We start from the raw sequence: 21,543 nt of genomic DNA, 5'->3' as shown, positions 1-21,543 counted from the left end.
AGCGGCGTGTCGGGCGCTCACGCTGTGCGGCGGTGTTCGAGTTGGAGCAGTACCAGTGCGGCGGCGGTGATGGCGCCGATTCGCCACGGGCACAGCGTGACTCGGCGAAGAGCTTTGAAAGTGGTTTTGAGCAGCGCGTTTCCGCGCTCGCCGAGGGCTCTGCGGGTGTTGTGAGCCTTGTTGGCGGTCTTGTGTTCCTCGGTGAGCGTCCCGCCGGCCGGGGTCTTGGTCGCGGTGGTGATCAGCGGGGCTTGTCCTTCGTAGCCGAGATCGCCCAGCACAGCAAGGTCGTGGCTGGTCCAGCCGGTGAACGCATCATGCACACCCTCGTGGGTACGCAACGCTTTGGTGTCGTGTTCGCGGCCGGGCCGCACGTCGGAAGTCCAGATCGGAAATCCGTCGGGCACCGTCACGACCTGCACGTTCCCGCCGTGGTGGCGGTGTTTGCCGGACCACCACAGATCGACGCGGCGACCGCTGGAACTGCCCTTGCGCAGGGTCGGTCCGGGTTCGCTGATCCGATCGGTTTCGATAAGCGTGCCATCGACCGAAACATGCTCGTGCCCAGCCAGATACGCCTCCCATAACGCCTGCCCGAGGTCGGGTGCCTGGTCGGCGAGCACGTCGATCCCTTCGTGAAGGTAGGCGTAGCAGGTGGATTTACCGATGCCGTGATCGACGGCGAGCTGGCTGACACGAACAGCGTCGAGGAACCAGCGGAGCACGAGAACGGCCTGGTCAAAGCAGCACAGCGCCCGCCGCCCCGCACGAGTGCCCCGGCGACGGCGTTCGGTTTCGAGCAGGCTGGTCAAGCGTTCGACAGTGGGCTCGGAGACCGGCAGGACGGCTGTGTATGTCACACTCATGGGGCGCGGAGTTCCTATGAAGTTGTCTTCTTGGTCGAAACAACCTCTACCAGGCACTCCGCGCTTTCACGTTGCACCCCAACACGTTCCGGCGTGTCACCAGGTCAAGCCGCCGCAGCCACCCTTACCCGGAATGGCTCATTACCATGCATTCTAAGGGTATGTGCGTAGAACTGAGGATCATCGAGATTGGCGGCAACCTTAACTGCTTGGCCTGTCCATCGAGCGGCAGATGATAGGCGCTCTTCTGGTAATACGGTGCCGAGCGAGACGCCGAGGGCTACCCGGGCTTGCGCGAGCAGTTCAAGGCTGTCTCGCTCCATGCGGCCTTCAGCTGCGCGTGCTTCCATTCTGGCCACCAATGGCCATAGCTCGTTTACTGCCTCTACAGCCCGGCCCGCTTGCCGGGCTATCTCGGCGAGTCTGACTGTCGAATCTCCGAATTGGATCATTGCGCGATATTCTGCGTCATCGGTGCCGGCCAAGCCAAGAATGTGAGGTGGGATACCGAGCCGAGCGGCGATATGTCGACGTGTTTCTACATCGCTGATTACGCGCTTGCCTGTTTCGAGCATCGACACATAGGAACTGTCATAGCCGAGAATATTGGCAAGGGCCGTTTGGCTTAGCTTATTGATTCGGCGGTATGTTCGAAGAATTATCGTCAGGTCGCGGCTGGCGATAGCGGTAGCTGCCTCTGGCGCAGCCCACAACCACACTGCGGAGTTTATCGGCGAGGCGCGGACTACGGATCGACTACTTTCGGACTCGGTCGCGCAAGTAGGGCATATAGGCTCACCTGCAAAGCGACCGACCGCTACGCCGCACTGTCGACACCTACCGCTGGCCATGACATCCCTCAGACGCTTTCGGCCGCTCGGAGTTGGGCAAACCAAGTCATGATGGAACGCCTGTAGCCGTCCGGCATGTTCAGGCCGGAAATTTCATCTTCCGCGAACAAGCCGACTTCCTTGTGTTCATGCGACAACACAGGCTCGGCGTCGGTATCGGGATAACATCCGTAGGTCACGATGAATACATGACGCTCAACCGCGTTGATGTAGTAGATCCATGAGTCGAGGATGGGTCCGGTAGTGACCGGCCACTGTGTCTCTTCGCTGATCTCGCGCGCCACGCATTCTTCCGGCGTTTCGTCGGGTTCGACTCTGCCGCCGGGCAATTCCCACTCGTCACGCTCGTTCTTCAGTAGGAGAACCTGCCCATCGCGGACGACGACACCCTTGATCGAGATCGAGTACATGTGCGGCACGTATCCGGAGGTCATGCTGCGACGCTAGCACCGTTCACGTTGGCTCGAGGGGGAGCGAGGGTTGACAGTTTGTCAGTGGACACGGCAGACCAGCGGGCCGCACGGTATGAGTCATGTTCGTTGACTTGCAGCAAGATTGGGCGGCGGGGGTAGCGGCCGGCCTCGCTGCTGACGGGTTCGCCAGGTTCGACAGGATTCGCTCGCGCGCACAGTTGGTCACTCTCGGAACATGTCTCGGGCGAATCATTGCCCACCGCGACAGTGACGACGATGGGGTAACGATCCTGGAGCACCGGGCGGGCCTCGCGGCCCGGCTCGGATTCGAAGGGTTCGGTACTGGCGCGCTGCCGCCTCACACCGATAGATCCGGCATTGCAGAACCGCCTGCTCTGCTGGTCGTTGTGTGTGGCCGAAAGAGCACTACCGGGGGCGATTGCATCGCCATAGACGGGCGCAAGGTTTTCGCCGATCTGGCCGCGAACGAGCCGGAAGCGGCGCATGCCTTGTGTCAGCCGCGATCAGTTCTCTTCGGAGGTGCCGCCGGCCATCTGGGTTCGATATTCGAGCCTGTCCAAGGCGGTCGCATTCGTATCCGTTATCGCCGTGATGGATTGGCGAAGTACTCGCCGGAGCTCTCACGGTGGTTGCCGGTGCTCGATGCGGCGATAGAGCGATACACGGTCCGGTTCATGCTCGAACCGGGTCAAGGCTACGTCCTGCACAACCACCGATGGATGCACGGCCGACTCGCCTTCACCGGTGGTCGGGTCATGTACAGACTCAGCCTGAACCCTCACCCGGAGTTCGCGATTCTGTCTGGATTCGGGGAGCGCGACAGTGCGGAGGTGATTGCGTGAACGTGGATTTCGCCACGGCGCAGATGGCTATCCGGTTCGAGAACGGTTCGGATGATCCGAACGACTACCCGTATTACGATCATTGTGGTTTCGACCCCGGGCCGCTCACCATCGAAGAAGCGCACCGACTCTCACGAGTTCACTTGCACAGCGAATCAGTGCGATGCAGACAGAAGGAAGCGGCATTGCGGATCCTCGAATCAGAGGGTCGATTGCATCGCGCTGACAGATCGGCGGTGAAGTGATGCAGTACTTGACGAGGGTGCATTGCTGTGGTGCGCACTGGATCGCGCACGTACCGGCAATCGATCGGTGGACCCTCGTTCGGGACAAGCGTCAGATCGGGTCGACAGCTCGACTGATGGTGGCGGATGTGACCGGCGCGGCGGCTGATTCGTTCGGGCTGGACCTGTCGCCAGGTCGGGCGGTAGCGAACGTCGAAGAGTTCAGCACGGGCACATGGAAGCTGAAGCGCTGGCCGCACGGTGGCCGTGGGTCGGGCGAAACTGAGAGCCGATCAGCGTCACACGGCGGCCCCGGTGGGCCACCAGATGCGGCGTAGGTGCGATGCCGATCCGCTTGCCTGTCGGATATGAGGCGACCCCCGAACCTCGTTGACCTCGTGGTTCAGGGGCCACCCGTGACAAGAATCCAGCAAGAATCTCCGCAAAACGACGATGGTTCAGGCTGATCTGCAATGGCGTTCCGATACCGCCTACCTGCTCGATTGACTGGATATCCCCTGCTGTGCTAGCCGCTGGTGAATAGTGCCGGACGATCCGAGTAGAGGGTTCGGTACTGCATCGGCACGGCGGCTCGATCCGAGTCGTTGCCCGGACAAGTTCGCGTTCAGCGTCTCCGCCGCATCCTTGTCCGAGCATCCGTGACAAGACCAGTACGTTAGCGCCTGGGGGATACCGCCGGCGAGGTGCAGGTGACGATGGTGCGGGGTCACCCTCTCCGCCTCCGCTCTCCACAGCGTTGATGAACCGGCCGAGCAGGATTGGGCGGCAGGGGTAGCGGACGGCCTCGCCGCTGACGGGTTCACCAGGTTCGACGGGATTCGCTCGCGAGCGCAGTTGGTCACTCTCGGGACCTCGCTCGGGCGGATTGCCCCGCACCGTGACAGCGATGACGACGAGGGGTGACCATTCTGGAGCACCTGGCGGACCTGGTTGTGAACCAGCCGGAGGCTGCACAGGTGCTGTGTCAGCCGCGGGGGTAACGTCGCGAAGGGTCATACCGAACCTTCAGTCCCGGGTCCCGAAAGAGGAGAGCCAGACATCATGACGTCTCGACCGGTTCGCATCGCTATTCAACTTCAGCCGCAGCAGGCGCCGCAGTACGGGCTGATCCGCGATACGGTGCGGCGCGCGGAGGATGCGGGGGTGGATATCGTGTTCAACTGGGACCACTTCTATCCGCTCTACGGGGATCCCGACGGGGCGCACTTCGAGTGCTGGACCATGTTGGGGGCGGTTGCCGAGCAGACCGAGCGGGTGGAGTTGGGGGCGCTGGTGACCGGGACGGGGTACCGGAATCCGGATCTGCTTGCGGATATGGCGCGGACCGTCGATCACATTTCCGGTGGGCGGCTGATCCTGGGGATCGGGGCGGGGTGGTTCCAGCGTGACTACGACGAGTACGGGTACGAATTCGGTACGGCCGGTTCACGGTTGGCGTTGCTGAAGGAACATCTGGGGCGGATCGAGGCGCGGTTGGCGAAGTTGAATCCGGCTCCGGTGCGGGATATTCCGATTCTCATCGGGGGTGGCGGGGAGAAGAAGACGTTGCGGTTGGTGGCGGAATATGCCGACATCTGGCATTCGTTCGCGAAACTCGATGTGCTGGAGCACAAGTCGAAGATTCTTGCGGATCACTGTGCCGCGGTCGGTACCGATCCGGCGGCCATCGAACGGTCGGTGGGCTGGCCGGGGGCGGAGGACGCGGCGGATCTGGTGGGCGCGGGGGCGACGCTGTTCACCGTGGGGCTGGGCGGTCCCGATTACGATCTGAGCGAGGCGATCGAGGCCGTGCGCTGGCGGGACGAGTTCAACGCGCGCTGAAAGTGACGCGGCCGCCGCATGATAGGGGCGGCGGCCGCTGGTCGTACCGGCTTCTCGGACATGCGATCGCGCTGATTCCATTCGTTCCTCGCCGTGCCGGTCGGCCCCATCATGGCGGCTGACCATCACGGATGAGGAGTCGGTCATGAGTGATCCGGGCCCTGTGCCCACCCCGTCACGGTCCGTGTTCGCACGGATCGGTGTCGACTGGTGGGCCGTCGCCGTCACCGGTGTGTTCGTCGTGCTCGCCGTCGCCGGTGTGCTGCCGAGAATTCCGTGGTGACGCCATGGCAATCGAAACAGTCTCCGCCACAGCGGAATCCGAGCAGTCGCCGGTGCGGCGGGCGCTGGCGTATGTGCCGGGAATCGTGCTGCTGATCGCCATCGGGCTGCTCGGCAAATACACCGAGATCTGGGTGAACAGTTTCGCCAAGCATCACCACTGGCGCTTCCCGGATATCGAATATGTGTTGTGGGCCATCGTTTTCGGGCTCATCATCGCCAATACCGTCGGTGTGCACCGTATTTTCAGGCCGGGTATCGGGAGTTACGAATTCTGGCTGAAGGCGGGCATCGTCGCGCTCGGATCCCGTTTCGTCCTCGGCGATGTGGCGAAGCTGGGCGGGACCAGCTTCGTGATCATCCTGATCGATATGACCGTCGCCGGTGCGATCATTCTCGCGGCGTCGCGGTTGCTGGGGTTGTCGGGCAAGCTCGGTTCGCTGCTGGCCATCGGCACCTCCATCTGCGGTGTCTCGGCGATCGTGGCCTCGCGCGGCGCCATTCGCGCCCGCAACGAGGATGTGGGGTACGCGATCGCGGCGATTCTCACCCTGGGGGCGGTGTCGCTGTTCCTGTTTCCGGTGATCGGGCACGGAATCGGGCTGACGAACCACGAATTCGGGTTGTGGGCGGGCCTGGCCGTGGACAACACGGCGGAGACCACCGCCACCGGTTATGCCTATTCCGATGCGGCGGGTAAGGTCGCGGTGCTGGTGAAGGCGACGCGCAATGCGCTCATCGGGTTCGTCGTGCTCGGTTTCGGCCTGTACTGGTCGGCGCGCGGCGAGGCCGACGCCATCGCGCCGGGGGTGCGGGCGAAGGCGTTGTTCGTCTGGGAGAAGTTCCCGAAGTTCGTGCTCGGCTTCCTGGCGGTGTCGGCGCTGGCGACGGTGCACTGGATCAGCGCGAAGCAGATCACCAACCTGGCCAACGTGTCTCGCTGGGCGTTCCTGCTAACCTTTGCCGGGGTCGGCCTGAACACCAACTTCCGGGAGTTGGGTCGCACCGGCTGGCGGCCGCTGATCGTCGCGGTGGTCGGCCTGACGGTGGTGGCGACGGTGTCGCTGGGGCTGGTGCTGTTCACTTCCCGGGTCCTGCACTGGGGCCTGGTCAACTGATCGGTTCCACATCGATCGGATGTCGCCGCGCGGTCCCCGGGCCGCGCGGCGACGGCGTTCCCTGGCCGGGTCTTCACATGCGTGAGTACTAATATGTTGTATCGGTTCCACCTGTCCGTACCGCTGGATTTTCCGCTGGAATGAGGAGAGGTTCGATGACCACTGCACATGCGATCCACACCGAGCACGACCATACCCACGGGCCAGATTGTGGACACGAGTCGTTTGCACACGGTGACCATGTGGACTACATCCACGACGGTCATCTGCACCGGGCGCACGACGGCCATTTCGACGAATGTGAACCCGCCGGGCACGTCGAGCACACCGCCGACCACGACCATGTGCACGGTGAAGGCTGTGGACATCCGGCGATTCCGCACGGTGACCATGTGGACTACATCCACGACGGCCACCGGCACGCCGTCCACAACGACGAGCACTGACGCGTATCCACGGTGGCGAAAGCCGCCCACAGCAGTGGTGAATCCCGGACCTGCCGCGTGTCGCGCCAGGCGGCGAGCCGTTCTCGCTGCCAGTGCAGCAGCGCGGCGACCGGGTCCGATTGCTCGTGCGCGGCATCGATCGCGCACACCGCGTCCTGCAACGGGTGTGACCCCGCCGCGCCGAACCGCTGGAAGGCCAGATCCGTGGGCAGCGTCCACCGGGTCGCGGTGACCAGTTCGGCGCCACCGTGAATCATGGCCGCGAGCAGTCCGAGGGCCTCGCCGAACCGCAGGTCCCCGCCGCTCTCGCAGGCGATCAGGGCGACCCGGCCGGGGATCGGCCACAGCCTCGCCCCGTCGGCCGGATCGGCCGCCGCCGCATGCGTGCCCAGGATCAGATCCTTGGCCGACAGCGGCCGGTGGATCCGGTCGACGGGGGCGAACCCGCTGGTCTCGGCGGTACAGGCCAGATGCAGCCGGGCCTCCTCGCTGCGTCCGGACTCCGGCGCCGCCGCCGTCACATGCCCCACGTACACCAGTCGCGACGCCCCCGCGCGCAGTGCCCGGCCCAGCCAGTCGCGATCCAGATCGGTGCGCCGGAACGCGTCCACCGGATCGCTCACCGCCGGTAGCAGCCGATCGCCGTACTCACCGACCCGCCGGGCCAGCGGCGCCGCCGCGTCCATCCGGCCCAGCACCGAACCCAGCGCCGAGTCGGCCCGGAATCCGGGCACCCGCGGATCGAGCACCGCCACCACCGGCAACTCCCGGTCCGCGGCCCAGGACCGCGCCGTCCGGCCGGGCCCGTGCACCAGGCCGGCGGGCGCCAGCAACCCGACATCGGCGATGTCGAGCAACCGCACCGCCGGATCCGGGGCCAGCAACTCCCACGGGATCCGCGCCACCCGCGGCGACGGCTGTACCCGCACCAGCGGCCGCACCCCCGCCGTCCACAGCCGGTGCAACTGCTCCGCCAATCGAAACGGCAGGAACACCCGCGAAAGATCTTGCGCCAGACCATTTTCCGCGTCGTACGAAGCCAGTTCGCCGGTGGTGAAGGCGGATTCGATCCCGCCGCCGACATCCGGCCGGGGCAGGGCCGCCGCGAACCGGGCCACCGCCGCCGCCACCTGCTCCTCGGGAATCACGGCGACCCCGGGCGCATCCGTCCCCACCGCCCAGTGCCACGACAGATACAGATCTCCGGCGTCCGCCATCCGCACGAATACCGTCGGCCGAGCCGCCTGCGCCGCAGCCGTTCCGCTGCCGTATCCCGCTGCCGCAGTGCGACTGCCGTCCGCCTCGCGACGTGATTCCGCTGCCGTCGTGGTCCGGGGCGGAGCGGGTGGTGTGGTGGATTCCGGTGCGGCCGGCAGGATCTCCGGTGCGCGGACGGTGCGCTGGTATCGGTTCTCGGCGACGGCGATGTGCGCCGCCAGCGCGATGTGACCGTCGGGGGCGACGCGCAGGCGTGGTGGTGGGCCGACGGCGAGGCCCGCGCTCGCCGCCAGGTCGGCCAGGGCCGTGCCCAGCGTCGCGGCGGCCGCGGTCGTGGCGCCGAATTCGGGTGGCGCGTCCGGAATCGCCAGGGGGATACCGGCGATTCGTTCGGACGGTTGCCGGTCCGGAGCCGGTGTGGCGCCCGCGCCGCATGTTTCGACCAGGTCCGCGATCACTCGCGCGTCACCGGCCCGGGTGGCGAAGTGGAAGGCCAGGCGCAGCGCCGGTTCGGCCATCCGGGTGTGCCATTGCTGCCGGTGGTAGCCGTCGGTGAAGGTGTGGCGGACGGCGTCGATGGTCAGCGCGGCGGGTACCGCGAGGTCGACGCCGGTCCGGGCCGCGGCGGGATCGTCCGCGGCCGCATGCTCGGCCAGGAGTGCGGCCCGCCAGAAGTCGATGTGGGCGCAGTCGAGTCCGCGGCCGTGCCGGGCGTAGGTGTCGAAGGCGTTGGACAGCAGGCCTTCTGCCGCATCGGGACGGCCGGAGCGGGCCTCCGCGACGGCGAGACGCAGCTGGACCTCCGCGGCCTCCAGGACCGCGCCGGACGCCAGGAAGTGGTCCGAACTGCGCTGATACCACTGCAAGGCCGCGGCCGGGTCGCCGGTGCCGTCGGCGAGGAAACCCAGAAGTTTCCAGCCGATTCCGGCTCTCGGCCCGAGCCCGTTGCGCTCGAAATAGTCCTGGCTCGCGTGCAGCAGCGACCGGGCCTCCTCGAATTCCCCGGCCCGCAGGTGCATCATCGCGAGGTTCTGCCGGGTCTCGGCGACGCCGTTCTCATCGCCGGAGCCGGTGAACGCGGCGAGCGCCTGCTGTGCGAAATCGACTGCGAGCGTGTCCCGTCCGGTCTCGAAGTAGACCGCGGCGAGATTCATCAGCGGATGGCCCAGCCAGTCGGGAGCGAAAAGTACGGCGGCGTCCAGGGATTCGGTGGCCAGGGTCAGGGCGTCGGACCAGTTCCGGGTGTGGATCGCCACCGCCGTGGTCGACAGCAGACAGGCGACGCGCAGGCCGCCCAGCTCGGGATCGTCGCCGATCAGCTCGCGCGCCTCGGTGAGCGCCGCCCGCGCCGCCGGGAGATCGCCGAGATGCTGGAGCGCCTGCGACATGTCGACGAGCGCGGTGGCGCGCATCTTGTGTGCGTCGGCGGGGATATCCGGCAGTGCCGTCCGATACCAGGTGAGCGCCGCGGCATGGTCGCCGAGCTGGTCGCACATGGCGGCCGCATTGACCATGGCCGCCGATCGAACCCGGCCGCCGGTCGACCGCACCGCCGCCTCGAACATCCACCGGGCCCGCTCCACGTCTCCGGTCTGATACACCGCCGCTGCCTCGTGCAGTGGCGCCCAGTCGCCGTCGGCGTCCGGTGTGGTCACGCCGTCACCGGGATCGTGATTTTCGTGATCATCGTCAGAAATCCATTTCCGCCGCGGCGATTTCGGCGAGCAGCGGGGCATCGTACGGATCGTCGTCCGCGCGTGCGGCGCGACGTAGCCGGTCGGCGGCGAAGTCGCGGATGCGTTGTCGCAGCGTGGCTTCCGAGATCGAGTCGGCCGGTCCGATGCCGGGAACCTGAACGGCCACGATCGGCGAGCTGTCCGGGCCGGATGCTGCCGCCGGTGTGGCAGGGCCGCTCCCCGCTGTCGGTGTCGGCGAGTAGGGCGGTGTCCGAGAATCGGCCGAGTCGGGCAGGGCCGCAGGGCCGGTGCGATCGGGCAACGGCATCAGCCCGTGCCAGTGATCGCCGGTGAGGACCAAGGGGGTGGTGGCGGTGGCGCCGGCGAAGCGGACGGTGGCGACGGGTCGCAGGTATTCCGGTACCGGGCCGCGGAATCCGGGGGCGGCGACCGCTCGGACCCGGACGGTGGTGGCACCCGCGGCGCGCACGACCTCCCAGGAGACGGCGCGCTCGGAGGCATCGAGCAATCCGGGCGGGCAGCGATGCCAGTCCCAGCCGCCGACCCCGCGGCCCAGCACCGCCGCATCCCCGGCGGCAGCGTCGGTATCCCCGGCGGCCAGCGCGTAGTCCTCGGCACGCGCCGTCGCGAATGCCGCGGCGAATTCGCCCGCATCCGCGTCCGCGAGGGCGTCGGCGCCGTCCACCAACGACTCGCATTCCCCGGTGAGCGTGGCGATCTCGGCGGCAAGCAGCCGATCATCCAGGGCCGCGATGGAATCGATCGCCGAGGCGGGCCACCAGCGAGCTGCCCAGTGCGCATACCCGAGCCGCCACGCGGCGGCCGCCAGCGCGGGCAAGCCGGGCCGCACCGCCGATCGCAGTGTGGCACCGGCGAAATCATCCACCGCGAGTGCGACATCCTCGCCGTACACGGCCCAGATCCACTGCTGGGCCGATTCCGGTTCGTCCAGTACCGCCGCCGGAATCCGACTGCCGGAGAGCAGGTTCCACGACAGATATCCACCGGTCACGGCCAGCACGAGAGTGTCCATGGCGCTCGACCCGTCGGCGACGGTGGCGATCCCGGGCGGGGCCACGATCACCGTCCCGTCCGGGCCGTCGCGCACCTCCACTTCGACCGATCCACCGGGCATGCTCGCGGTCGTCATCAGCCGATCCTCGATCCGGCCGGGCCGTCCGGCCGCTTCCGGACGGTCGGCCGGTCCTGGATTCGCCCGGGTGCGTTGCGGAACCGGTGGCGCATCAGCTCGCCCTCGATTCGGCCGGGACGGTGTCGGTGTCGACATCGGTGGTGGCGCCGAGGATCTGCTTCACCCGCATGCGGTGGTCGAGCACGACCGAGCGGGCCACGCCGTCGAGGATGTCCCACAGTTCGTCGGTGGCGGTCATCGGGAAATCGCGAACGTCCCTGCCGTGCAACCGGACCCACAGTCGGCGCAGGTAGGGCTGCCAGGGTTCGCGCAGTTCGGCGGCGACCGCGGCGAGCGGGCCGCCGGCCGCCGGATCCGCGTGGACGAACATGCGGCGGGCCTGCAAGACGTACGCCTCGCGCCGCCAGCGGCCGTTGATCACCTGCTGTGCGGTGGTTTCCGGTTCGGTGCCGGAGGTGGTGGGGCGCAGGCCGAGTGCCAGTTCGGCGCCGGCGGTGGCGGCCACCCGCAGTGATTCGTCGAGCAGGGCCCACGGGGCACAGCTGCGGGCTATCTCCGCGTCGACCAGTTCCGGGATCTCGGGCAGGTCGGCGCGGTCCACGCCGGCCTGGAGCACGGTGAAGACCCGTTCGTGGATGGTCCGGTCGAAGGGGCGGGCGAGGGTGGCCTTGGAGGCGGTCGCGCCGAGTTCCGGACGGCGCGGGGCGGGGTGTTCGGTCAGGCCGAGATGTCGTGCGGTGGGCGAGGTTCCGGCCGACCAGAGGCGGATGCCGGAATGGGTGCCCGCGCGGGCGGACAGCAGGGCGGTGAAGACGGCGTGGCCGTCCGGCGGCGTCCTGCGCATCCGGGCGGTGGCGCAGATCTCCAGCAGCGCACCGACTTCCGCGGTGTGCGAACTGCTCGGGCCGCCGCTGCTGGGGCGGCGCTGCCAGGCCAGTTCGATCAGCTGCGAGAGTGCCTGGGTCCGAGCGGGTTCGGTGAGATGTTCCTTGAGTGCCCGGGTGGTCCGGCCGGCGGTGGATTCGTGCAACTCCCGGACGGCCGCCGCGGCGAGTTCGGCGCTGCCGTGCGCGGGGTCGGGAGCGCCGAGGGTGCTCGCCAGCTCGAAACAGCGCTGGAAGTACAGATCCTGCGGATTGCCCTCGGTGATGCGCAGGGTGCGCCGTACCTGTTTGAAGACGGTGAACCAGGCGGCGGTCGCGCGCAGGACGTCGGCGGCGGCGGTGAGCCGGGCCGTCACCGCGACCACGCCCTCGGCGGTCAGGATCGGGCCGGCGCACAGCGGGTGCTGGACCGGCCGCAGCACCAGCGGATCGAGCACGAGTTTGATCGTGCGGCTCAGCGGGCCGCCGTGGGGTCCCGACAGTGGTTCGACGCCGTCGATCCGGCGCCAAACCTCGTCCAGCACCATCGCGCGCGGCCGTCGCATTCGACCAGGTTAACCAACCTGCGCCCGGGTCGGCCAGGGGGAAACCTGGGATCGGTAGGGCACGAACGCTTCCTACCTTTTGCTCATCGGGTTCCACCACCGGAACCGGAAGTTCGAAAAGCGAGCGGCAACGCTCCCTGACGTCGAGGAATTTCGATGAGCACTGCATCCATTCGTCTCTGCACCGCCGCCGTGGCCGCCTCCGCCGCCCTGGCCCTGGTCCTCACCGGCTGTGGCGACAGCAAGTCGGCCTCGCAGCCCGCCGCCCCGGCGCCGGCCTCGCCCACCGCCGCGGGACCGGTGTCGCCCGGCCCGTCCGGCGGCGCGTCGGCCGTGAGTGTCGACGGCGCCAAGCTGACCGGCACCTTCGACACCACCTGCGCCAAGCAGGGCGACGTGCTGGCCCTGGCCCTGACCGATGCCGCGAACGGCACCTACGGCAACCTCGCGGTGGCCGCCACGGTCACCGGCACCGGCACCGTGCAGGCGGTCGGGATCACCGGCAGCAAGGGCGGCTCCAACGGCCTGCCGTACGCGATCGGCTTCGGCAAGGGCCAGCCCGGCGGTTCGGCGGAGGCCGTCAAGTCCGGCAACACCTTCCACGTCACCGGTGAGGGTGTCGGCACCCCGGATCTGACCAACCCGACCGCGGGGCCGAAGAGCCAGAAGTTCGACATCACCTTCGCCTGCTCGACCATCGTGGGCGGGTGATCCCGATGCGCACCGCGATCCGGGCCATCGCCGCGGCGTTCTTCGTCCTCGCGGTGGGTTACTACCTGTGGCACGGACTCACCTACCGCTCCACCGACGCCTTCGGCGGCGATGTGTTCGGCTGGGTGGGCTGGCAGATGGCGCTGCCGATCGTCGCGGTGTCGGTGCTGCCGGTGGCCTTCCTGCTCACCAGCAGCGGCGTGACCGGGGGCAACAGCCCCCGGTTCCGGGACGGCCGGCTGGGGATCGGCACCGTCGAATCGTTCCGGCAGACCGGGCTCTACATCAACGAGCAGCCGCAGCTGCGGATCGAAATGCAGGTCGAGGGCGACGGCGGCGAGAACTTCCACTCGCACGCCAAGCTGGTGGTCCCGCTGGCCGAGCTGGCGCTGCTGCGCCCGGGCGTGGTGCTGCCGGTGCGTTATCTGCCCGGTCGCACCGACCATGTGGAGATCGACCGTTCCGGTGATCGCTCGGCGATGCAGCAGGCCATGAACGAGACCATGATCCGCAAGGGCCTGACCACTCGGGCCGCCCTCGACGTGGCCCAACGAGGGGTGGCCGCGCAGGCGGTGGTGCAGTCGCTGTCGGTGCCCGGGGAGACCCGCGAGGACAGCACCAAGGTGGATCTGCACCTGCTGATCACCCGGCCGGACGGCAGCACCTTCACGGCCGCGGTGCAGAAGTTCGTGCCGCAGCGCCATATCGGTCAGGTCCAGGTGGGCCGGATCGTGCAGGTGCGCTACCTCGCGACGGATGAGCGGGAGGTGGTGCTCGCCCTCCCTGTGAACACCTGATTGTTCACAACCGATCGCGCACAACGACACAGAATCGCCGGTCTCGGGGTCGAGACCGGCGATTCGGCTGTGCACAGGTCGGAATTCACATGTTGGCGAATCGGGTGAAGGTGCCCTGGGCGCCGCTGTAGATGTTCATATCGGTCTTCCCGCTGATTCCGGGGATGAATCCGGAGTCGGTGGTCTGCCAGAACGTCCAGGCCGGCCAGCCGCCGGGCACCTCCGGCTGTTCGTTGCCGCGGTAGTCGGCGATCCACAGCGGGTACCGGGTGAACTCGGTGGAGTTCGCCATCGCCGACTTCCAGAAGTTCGGATAGGTGTAGACGATCGGCGTCCGGCCGGTCAGCGCCTGCACCGTGTTCAGGTAGCGGTGCGTCCAGTCGATCAGCGCGGCCGGCGCGAGCCCGTCGGACTCCTCGATGTCCAGCACCGGCGGCAGGTCCAGCGGCCCGTTCTGGCCGAGCACCACCGCCGCGTACAGCGCGGCTTGCTGCTCCGGCGACTGGTTGGGGTGGGCGTAGTGGTAGGTGCCCCGGGCGATGCCGGCATTGCGCATCAGCACGCTGTCGGCGACGAAGTACGGGTTGAGGTAGGTGACACCCTCCGTGGCCTTCAGCATGGCGAAGTTGTGCCCCGCGGTGCGCACCTCGCTCCAGTTGATCATCCGGCCGTCGACGTGCTGCCAGGACGAGACGTCGGGCCCGGTCGGGTCGGCAGCCGCCTGACCGGTAGCCGAAAATATGCCGGAGACCGAGATTGCGAGCATGGCAACAAGGACACGGCGCAGTCTCGGGCTGATCACGGGAAGCTTACGCATGGTTAACCAGCATATTCGAAAGTCAAACCCGTGACCACAGCCACCACTGTGATTCGTTGCAAAAAAATTGCTGATGATCCGTTCAATGGGTGCGGACGGCTGCCTCGGCAGCTCGGTCGACGGGAGTGATCCGCCCGGTCAGCCCAGCCAGTCCAGGACCGACGCCGCCGTCCACGACTGCTGCATGCTGCCCAGCGGCTCCCCGGTGAAGGGTTCGTAGTATTCGGCGAAACTGCCGTCGCTGGCCTGCCGCAACCCCTCGGCCCGCAGCATGAACGACCGCTCGGCCCAGCCGCGGCGGGCGAATACCCAGGAGAACAGCCAGCTCATCACCGGCCACACCGGCCCGCGCCAGTACTCCCGCGAGCGGAAGTCCTTCGACACCGGCGAGGTGGACGGTGGCAGGGCATAGCGCAGATCCGGATGCCCGCAGAACCGCGGGCCCTCGAACAGCCGCAGCAGGCTGCGCTCGGCGTCGCGCGGCAGTCCGCCGCACAGCAGCGGCGAGAACATCGCCAGCGTCTCGGTGCTGATCCACCGGCCCAGCCGGACGTCGAAGTCGCGCGCGGCGCCGGTGCGCGGATCGGCGGTGGCGACCACCCCCGCCCGGAAGTAGTCCGCCCACTCGTACAGCTCCCGGACGTCGGCGCGCGGCATCCGGTAATCCTCGCCGATATGCGCCAGCACCTCGTTGGCCAGCGCGAAGATGGCGGTGACGAAGACGTCCTCCACCGCGAAGCTCATCGTCGACGCGAGTTGGAAATCGTCGTATCCACAGCGGCGCATCTGTTCGACCAGCCACAGGTAGCGGTCGTATTCCCGGTCCGAGGGCCGTTCGGTGGGATCGACCAGATGGATGTCGGCGCGCTCGTAGGTGGGCAGATCGCCCGGCACCACATGTTCGTAGGCGCGATCCCAGCGCGGCGAGTTGTCCATTCCGGACTCCCAGCCGTGGTACAGGGTGATCCGGCCGTTGTGCTTCGTGTCACGGGCGTTGGCCAGCCAGCGGTGCCAGCGCATCAGATCCGGCCAGCGCCGGTTCAGGAACTCCTCCGCCACCGCCCGGGTGCTGCGGCCGTGCCGGCGGGAATGATCGAGGATCCGCTGCACCGCGATGGCGTGCACCGGCGGCTGGGTGATGCCGGAGGTGTCCGGCCCGTCGGGCGCGTTGGCCGCCAGCCGGCGACATTCCCAGCGGGCGGGCCCCGGAAAATACCCGTCCACCCCGTTGGCGAACACGATGTGCGGGATCATCCCGTTGCGCCACTGCGCCGACAGCAACGTGTCGAGTTCCATCACCGCGCGCTCCACGCTCAGCGGCGCCAGACCGACCGCGACGAAAGCGGCATCCCAGCTCCACATGTGCGGATACAATTTCGGCGCCGCGGTCGTCATCGTGCCCAGATCGTTGCCGCGCAGCAGGTACGCGGCACGGGCCGCCAGTTGGGTGGGAGTGAAACCGGGCCCGTTCATCCCCCCATTGTGCGATGACACCCGCAAGTACGCGCGCTGCGCGTGGTACCCACCCTCCGACCGGCGTGGCGCCGGTTGCTGCGCCACGGTGTTCACCTGTGCTCGCCTTCGGTTCCGTGACAGGGGTCCGATCGGTGGGTGCATCGTCGGGCGCGAGTTTCCGGTTACCGTGATCGCATGGTGACCAGCTCCGAACCCACCGCCCTGATCACCGGCGCCAGCCGGGGACTGGGGGCGGCGATCGCCCGCGAACTGGCGGGCACCCACCGTCTGCTGCTCGGCGCCCGCACCGCCGCGGCGCTCACCGGCACGACGGCCGAACTCCCGGACGCGCACCCCTGGCCGGTGGACCTGACGGACTACGACGCGGTGGCCCGTGCCACCGCCGACATCGATCGCCTGGACGTGCTGGTCCACAACGCCGGCGTCGCCGAACTCGGCACGGTCGCCGAATCACCGGCATCCCTGTGGCGACATGTGCTGGAAGCCAACCTGATCGCGGTCGCCGAACTGACCCGCCTGCTACTGCCCGCTCTCCGCGCCGCGAAAGGCCATGTGGTGCTGATCAATTCGGGCGCAGGATTGCGGGTCGCCCCCGGCTGGGGCGCCTACGCGGCGAGCAAGTTCGGCCTCCGGGCCTTCGGCGACGCCCTCCGCCAGGAGGAACCGGACCTACGGGTCACCTCGATCCACCCCGGCCGCATCGACACCGAGATGCAACAGGCCATCGTGGCCGGCGAACACCGCGACTACCGCCCGGCGGAATTCCTCACCGTCGAGACCGTCGCCCGGGCCGTACGCCACGCCGTGGAAACCCCACGCGACGCCCACCCCGTCGAGATCGTGCTCCGCCCCATCCCACGCTGACACAGCCCGTCGTCGCAGTTCCCGGCCGATTCACCGCCTCGGATCACACGACCCGCCGAGCGGACCGAAGCATTGTCATTTCACGTCCGATTTACGCCATTCGTGCGATATGTTGCGCGGCGACAGGTTCGACCGCCGACACGGTAGGTGCGACATGAGATCGATGCTGAACCGTCGACAATGGCTGCTGCTGCTGGCCGCCGGTACCATGGCGAGCCTGACCGGCTGCACGGATGCGAAACCGGGCGCGGGCAATCCACGCACCGCGAGCGGATCCCCCGGCGGCGCATCACCTTTCGCAGTGGCCCCGCCACCGTTGCTGCCACCCCCGCCGCGCGGCCCGCGCATCCCGATCGCCCCCGAGACCCTCAGCGGCCTCCCCGGCGACGGCACCAGCATGGCCCTCACCGTCGACGACGGCACCAACCCCGACGTGGTCGCCGCCTACGTCCAGTTCGCCCGCGACACCGGCGCCCGCTTCACCTTCTTCGTGACCGCCTGCTACGACTCCTGGACGATCAACCGGGACGCCCTGCGCCCCCTGGTGGAATCCGGCCAGATCCAGCTGGGCAACCACACCTGGGACCACCCCGCCCTGACCCGCCTGTCCGCAACCGGCATCGCCGACCAGCTGAACCGCACCAAGCAGTTCCTCCAGGATGCCTTCGGCGTGGACGGCACCCCCTACTTCCGCCCCCCGTACGGCTACCACAACGCCGCGGTCGACCGCATCGCCGCCGACTGCGGCTACACGGTCCCCACCATGTGGTACGGCTCCCTGTCCGATGCCGGCCTGGTCACCGAGGACTACATCGTCCAAATGGCCGACCAGTGGTTCAACGACCAGTCGATAGTCATCGGCCACGCCAACCACCTCCCGGTGACCCACGTCTACGGCCAACTGGTCGACATCATCCGCTCCCGCAACCTCTCCATGGTCACGCTGAACGACGTCCTCCTACCCCCCGGCGGCACCGCCTGAGCTGTATTTTCGGCCTTCGCTTCGGCTGCGGCGGGTTCTCGGCCTCGGGCGACCGCCTCAGGCGACCACGTTCACCAATCGGCCCGGCACCACGATGATCTTCCGGGGTTGCTTTCCCCCCAGGAATTCCAGCAATTTCTGGTCGCCCAGCGCGGCCGCCTCGATGGCTTTCGGGTCGGCGTCGGCCGCGACGCTGATCCGACTGCGCACCTTCCCGTTGACCTGGATCGGGTACTCCACCGAATCCGCCACCAGCAGCGCGGGATCCGCCACCGGGAACGGCCCGTGCGCCAGCGCGGCGGTGTGCCCCAGCCGTTCCCACAGCTCCTCGGAGATGTGCGGCGCCATCGGCGCCAGCATCAGCACCAGCGCCTCCACCACCGTCCGCGGCGCACCCTGCGGATACTCCTTGGTCAGGTGGTTGGTCAGCTCGATCAGCTTGGCGCCGGCGGTGTTGTCCCGCAGCGCGGCGTAATCGCCGTCGACACCGTCGATGGTCCGGTGCAGCAGCCGCAGCGTGGCGTCTGCCGGACCGTCCTCGGTGACGCGCACGTCGCCGGACTCCTCGTCCACCACCAACCGCCACACCCGTTGCAGGAACCGGTGCGCACCGACCACATCCTTGGTCGACCACGGCCGGGAGGTGTCCAGCGGCCCCATCGACATCTCGTAGAACCGGAAGGTGTCCGCCCCGTACAGGTCGTACATCTCATCGGGCGAGACGGCGTTCTTCAGCGACTTGCCGATCTTGCCGTACTCCTGGAACACCTCGTGCTCCACGCCGTCCCCGTCGATCCAGTAGAACGTGTTGCCGCGTTCCTGCACCTCGGCGGCGGGCACATAGGCGCCACGCTTGTCGGTATAGGCGTACGCCTGGATGTACCCCTGATTGAACAGCCGCCGATAAGGCTCCGGACCGGACACATCGCCCAGGTCGAACAACACCTTCTGCCAGAACCGCGCATACAGCAGATGCAGCACCGCATGCTCGACGCCGCCGACATACAGATCGACGCCTCCGGGATCATCCGCCCCGTGCTCGGCCGGACGCGGCCCCAGCCAGTACCGCTCGTTCTCCGGATCGGCCAACGTCGCCGAATTGGTGGGATCGGTATAACGCAACTGGTACCACGAACTACCGGCCCACTGCGGCATCACATTGGTATCGCGCCGATAGGTTCGCACCCCGTCGCCCAGATCCAGCTCGACGGTCACCCAATCGGTGGCCTTGGCCAGCGGCGGCGACGGCTCGGAATCGGCGTCGTCCGCGTCGAAGGTGACCGGCGCGAAATCCTTCACCTCGGGCAGCTCGACCGGCAGCATGCTCTCCGGCAGCGGATGCGCCACTCCGTCCGAGTCGTACACGATCGGAAACGGCTCACCCCAGTACCGCTGCCGCGCGAACAACCAGTCGCGCAGCTTGAACTGCACCCTGCCGGTCCCGTGCCCGTCGGCCTCCAGCCGCTCGATCACCGTCGCCTTGGCGGCCTCGACCTCCAGCCCGTCCAGATAGCCGGAGTTGACCAGCACCCCGTCGCCGGACCAGGCGGCGGCGGTGACGTCACCACCGGAGATCACCTCGACGATCGGCAGGCCGAAGGCGGAAGCGAACTCCCAGTCGCGCTGGTCGTGCCCGGGCACCGCCATGATCGCACCGGTGCCGTACCCGGCCAGCACGTAGTCCGCGACGAAGATCGGCAGCTGCGCCCCGTCGACCGGATTGGTGGCATAGGCGCCGAGGAAGACCCCGGTCTTCTCCTTGTTCTCCTGCCGCTCCAGATCGGATTTGGCCGCGATCGACCGCCGATACGCCGCGACGGCCGCCGCGGGAGTATCGGCGTCGTAGGTCCAGCGCGAATCGACCCCGGCCGGCCACTGCGCGCCGACCAGCCGATCCACCAGCTCGTGCTCCGGCGCCAGCACCACATAGGTCGCCCCGAACAGCGTGTCGGGCCGGGTGGTGAACACCTCGACCGTCTCCCCGTCCGCGGCGAAGCGCACCTGCGCACCGCGCGAGCGCCCGATCCAGTTGCGCTGCATGGCCTTCACGTTGTCCGGCCAGTCCAGCCGCGCCAGATCGTCGATCAGCCGGTCGGAGTACGCGGTGATGCGCATCATCCACTGCCGCAACCGCTTCCGGAAGACCGGGAAGTTGCCGCGCTCACTGCGCCCGTCGGCGGTGACCTCCTCGTTGGCCAGCACCGTCCCCAGCCCGGGGCACCAGTTGACGATCGAATCCGACTGGTACACCAGCCGATACGAGTCCAGCTCGGCCCCCCGCTCGGCCGCGGTCAGCTCGGACCAGACCCGGCTGCCGCTCAGTTCCCGTGCGCCGGAGGCGAATTCGGCCTCCAGCTCAGCGATCGGCCGGGCCCGCTGCGCCACCGTGTCGTACCAGGCGTTGTAGATGCGCAGGAAGATCCACTGCGTCCACTTGTAGAAGTCGGGATCGGTGGTGGCGAACGAGCGCCGCCGGTCGTGGCCCAGGCCCAGCCGATCCAGCTGGCGGCGCATGTTCTTGATGTTCGCCTCGGTGGTCACCCGCGGATGCGCGCCGGTCTGCACCGCGTACTGCTCGGCGGGCAGGCCGAAGGCGTCGTACCCCAGCGCGTGCAGCACGTTGCGGCCGCGCATGCGGTGATAGCGGGCGAACACGTCGGTGGCGATATAGCCCAGCGGGTGACCGACGTGCAGGCCGGCGCCGGACGGATAGGGGAACATGTCCTGGATGAACAGCTTGTCGGCGGGGATGTCGCCGTGCAGCGGGCCGACCGGATTCGGCGCGAAGAAGGTGCCGCGGTCGTCCCAGGCCTGCTGCCACTTGCGCTCGATCCGGCCCGCCAGCTCGGCGTTGTAACGGTGCGCGGGCACCTCGTCGCCGACTGCGACGGTGGCATCGGTTGCGCGAGTGTCCTGCACGGTCCTGCCTTCTTCTTGGCCGAGTTCCCCGGATTGACGTCGCCCATCAGGGTAGAACCTCCTGGTCCCGTGACCCAAAAAGGGTGACGTCCGCGCGGCCCGGTGACCCGGATCATCCGGCGGGCCCCGCGCCGGCAGCGGCCGGCGCGGGGTAGCGTGGACTCGTGTTCGTGGTAGCGCTGGTCCTGTTCATGCTCGCGGCGGTCGCCGTCGCCACCGGGGTGCTCGGCTTCACCGGGACGCTGCCCCGCAATCGTTTCTTCGGTGTGCACACCGACGACGCCCTCAGCACCGAGGAGACCTTCCGGATCGCCAACCGGGTCGCGGCGCCCACCAGTTTCGGCGCGGGCCTGCTGCTGGCCGTCGGTGGCGCCCTCGCGCTGACCGCCGGGCCGATCGCCGGGCTGGCCGCCGCCGTGGTGGCGATGGCCGTCGCGCTGTTCACCCTCGGCGCCGGCGTGAACGCGGCCGGTTCCGCGATCGTGGCGCTGGTGCCGGTGCGCGAGGCCGGCGGCTGCGGGAGCGCCTGTGGCGCCTGCTCGCTGCGCGGCGCCTGCGAGTCGGCGAACTGATCC

Annotated in this window: 20 protein-coding genes and 1 pseudogene; 11 read left to right on the top strand and 10 right to left on the bottom strand. The window is 68.0% G+C overall.

Features of this window, described 5'->3' with window-relative positions; translation table 11 throughout:
* Window positions 1-17: 17 nt before the first annotated feature.
* The 3 genes from LBW94_RS28800 to LBW94_RS28790 form a co-directional block, all read right to left on the bottom strand.
* On the bottom strand, window positions 18-866 hold the full coding sequence (locus LBW94_RS28800) for a transposase family protein (RefSeq protein WP_225062831.1): 849 nt from the start codon (window positions 864-866) through the stop codon (window positions 18-20).
* Window positions 867-970: 104 nt separating this feature from the next.
* On the bottom strand, window positions 971-1,585 hold the full coding sequence (locus LBW94_RS28795; protein ID WP_225059966.1) for a helix-turn-helix domain-containing protein: 615 nt from the start codon (window positions 1,583-1,585) through the stop codon (window positions 971-973).
* Window positions 1,586-1,725: 140 nt separating this feature from the next.
* Window positions 1,726-2,151: an NUDIX hydrolase gene (locus tag LBW94_RS28790; RefSeq protein WP_225059965.1), complete on the bottom strand. Its 426-nt coding sequence runs from the start codon at window positions 2,149-2,151 to the stop codon at window positions 1,726-1,728.
* Window positions 2,152-2,249: 98 nt separating this feature from the next.
* On the opposite strand from LBW94_RS28790, the gene LBW94_RS28785 reads away from it, so the two are divergent.
* The 6 genes from LBW94_RS28785 to LBW94_RS28760 all read left to right on the top strand — a co-directional run bounded on the left by LBW94_RS28785 (window position 2,250) and on the right by LBW94_RS28760 (window position 6,905).
* The gene (locus LBW94_RS28785; RefSeq protein WP_225059964.1) at window positions 2,250-2,993 is read left to right on the top strand and encodes a TauD/TfdA family dioxygenase; all 744 of its coding nucleotides are present in this window, start codon (window positions 2,250-2,252) and stop codon (window positions 2,991-2,993) included.
* Window positions 2,990-3,238: a hypothetical protein gene (locus LBW94_RS28780; protein ID WP_225059963.1), complete on the top strand. Its 249-nt coding sequence runs from the start codon at window positions 2,990-2,992 to the stop codon at window positions 3,236-3,238. The genes LBW94_RS28785 and LBW94_RS28780 overlap by 4 nt, the downstream gene beginning before the upstream one ends.
* 1,041 nt (window positions 3,239-4,279) lie before the next feature.
* Window positions 4,280-5,059, top strand: coding sequence for an LLM class F420-dependent oxidoreductase (locus LBW94_RS28775; RefSeq protein WP_225059962.1), 780 nt, complete (start codon window positions 4,280-4,282; stop codon window positions 5,057-5,059).
* Between the two features lie 145 nt (window positions 5,060-5,204).
* The gene (locus tag LBW94_RS28770; RefSeq protein WP_225059961.1) at window positions 5,205-5,342 is read left to right on the top strand and encodes a hypothetical protein; all 138 of its coding nucleotides are present in this window, start codon (window positions 5,205-5,207) and stop codon (window positions 5,340-5,342) included.
* Between the two features lie 4 nt (window positions 5,343-5,346).
* A complete protein-coding gene (locus LBW94_RS28765) occupies window positions 5,347-6,459 on the top strand; it encodes a YeiH family protein (protein WP_225059960.1) in 1,113 nt (370 codons plus the stop codon).
* A gap of 155 nt (window positions 6,460-6,614) precedes the next feature.
* On the top strand, window positions 6,615-6,905 hold the full coding sequence (locus LBW94_RS28760) for a hypothetical protein (protein WP_225059959.1): 291 nt from the start codon (window positions 6,615-6,617) through the stop codon (window positions 6,903-6,905).
* Here LBW94_RS28760 and LBW94_RS28755 read toward each other — a convergent pair.
* The 4 genes and pseudogenes from LBW94_RS28755 to LBW94_RS28740 form a co-directional block, all read right to left on the bottom strand.
* Entirely contained in the window at window positions 6,857-8,122 is a 1,266-nt protein-coding gene (locus LBW94_RS28755; protein WP_225059975.1) for a hypothetical protein, read from the bottom strand. The genes LBW94_RS28760 and LBW94_RS28755 overlap by 49 nt on opposite strands.
* Before the next feature lie 732 nt (window positions 8,123-8,854).
* Window positions 8,855-9,619 (bottom strand): annotated as a pseudogene (locus LBW94_RS44480) (tetratricopeptide repeat protein); the annotation flags it as partial.
* A gap of 193 nt (window positions 9,620-9,812) precedes the next feature.
* On the bottom strand, window positions 9,813-10,970 hold the full coding sequence (locus LBW94_RS28745) for a hypothetical protein (RefSeq protein ID WP_225059958.1): 1,158 nt from the start codon (window positions 10,968-10,970) through the stop codon (window positions 9,813-9,815).
* A gap of 94 nt (window positions 10,971-11,064) precedes the next feature.
* Window positions 11,065-12,384 carry a hypothetical protein gene (locus LBW94_RS28740; RefSeq protein ID WP_225059974.1) on the bottom strand — a complete coding sequence of 440 codons (1,320 nt, stop codon included), beginning with the start codon at window positions 12,382-12,384 and terminating at the stop codon, window positions 11,065-11,067.
* Between the two features lie 174 nt (window positions 12,385-12,558).
* On the opposite strand from LBW94_RS28740, the gene LBW94_RS28735 reads away from it, so the two are divergent.
* Complete coding sequence (locus LBW94_RS28735; RefSeq protein WP_225059957.1) at window positions 12,559-13,113, top strand: lipoprotein LpqH; 555 nt, start codon at window positions 12,559-12,561, stop codon at window positions 13,111-13,113.
* Window positions 13,114-13,118: 5 nt separating this feature from the next.
* Window positions 13,119-13,910: a hypothetical protein gene (locus LBW94_RS28730; RefSeq protein ID WP_225059956.1), complete on the top strand. Its 792-nt coding sequence runs from the start codon at window positions 13,119-13,121 to the stop codon at window positions 13,908-13,910.
* A gap of 85 nt (window positions 13,911-13,995) precedes the next feature.
* Here the strand turns inward: LBW94_RS28730 and LBW94_RS28725 are convergent, their stop codons facing one another.
* Window positions 13,996-14,727 carry a glycoside hydrolase family 25 protein gene (locus LBW94_RS28725; RefSeq protein WP_225059955.1) on the bottom strand — a complete coding sequence of 244 codons (732 nt, stop codon included), beginning with the start codon at window positions 14,725-14,727 and terminating at the stop codon, window positions 13,996-13,998.
* A gap of 138 nt (window positions 14,728-14,865) precedes the next feature.
* Complete coding sequence (gene ggh, locus LBW94_RS28720) at window positions 14,866-16,200, bottom strand: glucosylglycerate hydrolase (protein ID WP_225059954.1); 1,335 nt, start codon at window positions 16,198-16,200, stop codon at window positions 14,866-14,868.
* Window positions 16,201-16,377: 177 nt separating this feature from the next.
* Here ggh and LBW94_RS28715 point away from each other — a divergent pair, with 177 nt between their 5' ends.
* Window positions 16,378-17,067: an SDR family oxidoreductase gene (locus LBW94_RS28715; RefSeq protein ID WP_225059953.1), complete on the top strand. Its 690-nt coding sequence runs from the start codon at window positions 16,378-16,380 to the stop codon at window positions 17,065-17,067.
* A gap of 154 nt (window positions 17,068-17,221) precedes the next feature.
* The gene (locus tag LBW94_RS28710; RefSeq protein ID WP_225059952.1) at window positions 17,222-18,049 is read left to right on the top strand and encodes a polysaccharide deacetylase family protein; all 828 of its coding nucleotides are present in this window, start codon (window positions 17,222-17,224) and stop codon (window positions 18,047-18,049) included.
* A gap of 57 nt (window positions 18,050-18,106) precedes the next feature.
* Here LBW94_RS28710 and leuS read toward each other — a convergent pair whose 3' ends face one another.
* Window positions 18,107-20,968 (bottom strand): leucine--tRNA ligase, encoded by a 2,862-nt coding sequence (leuS, locus tag LBW94_RS28705; protein ID WP_225059951.1) that lies wholly within the window; start codon window positions 20,966-20,968, stop codon window positions 18,107-18,109.
* Window positions 20,969-21,132: 164 nt separating this feature from the next.
* On the opposite strand from leuS, the gene LBW94_RS28700 reads away from it, so the two are divergent.
* A complete protein-coding gene (locus tag LBW94_RS28700) occupies window positions 21,133-21,540 on the top strand; it encodes an SdpI family protein (RefSeq protein ID WP_225059950.1) in 408 nt (135 codons plus the stop codon).
* Window positions 21,541-21,543: the final 3 nt, after the last annotated feature.

Source organism: Nocardia sp. alder85J, assembly GCF_020176955.2.
In the GTDB taxonomy this organism is placed as follows: domain Bacteria; phylum Actinomycetota; class Actinomycetes; order Mycobacteriales; family Mycobacteriaceae; genus Nocardia.
Note: the sequence above shows the minus strand (reverse complement) of the source record. Positions and strands in the feature narration are given on the sequence as shown.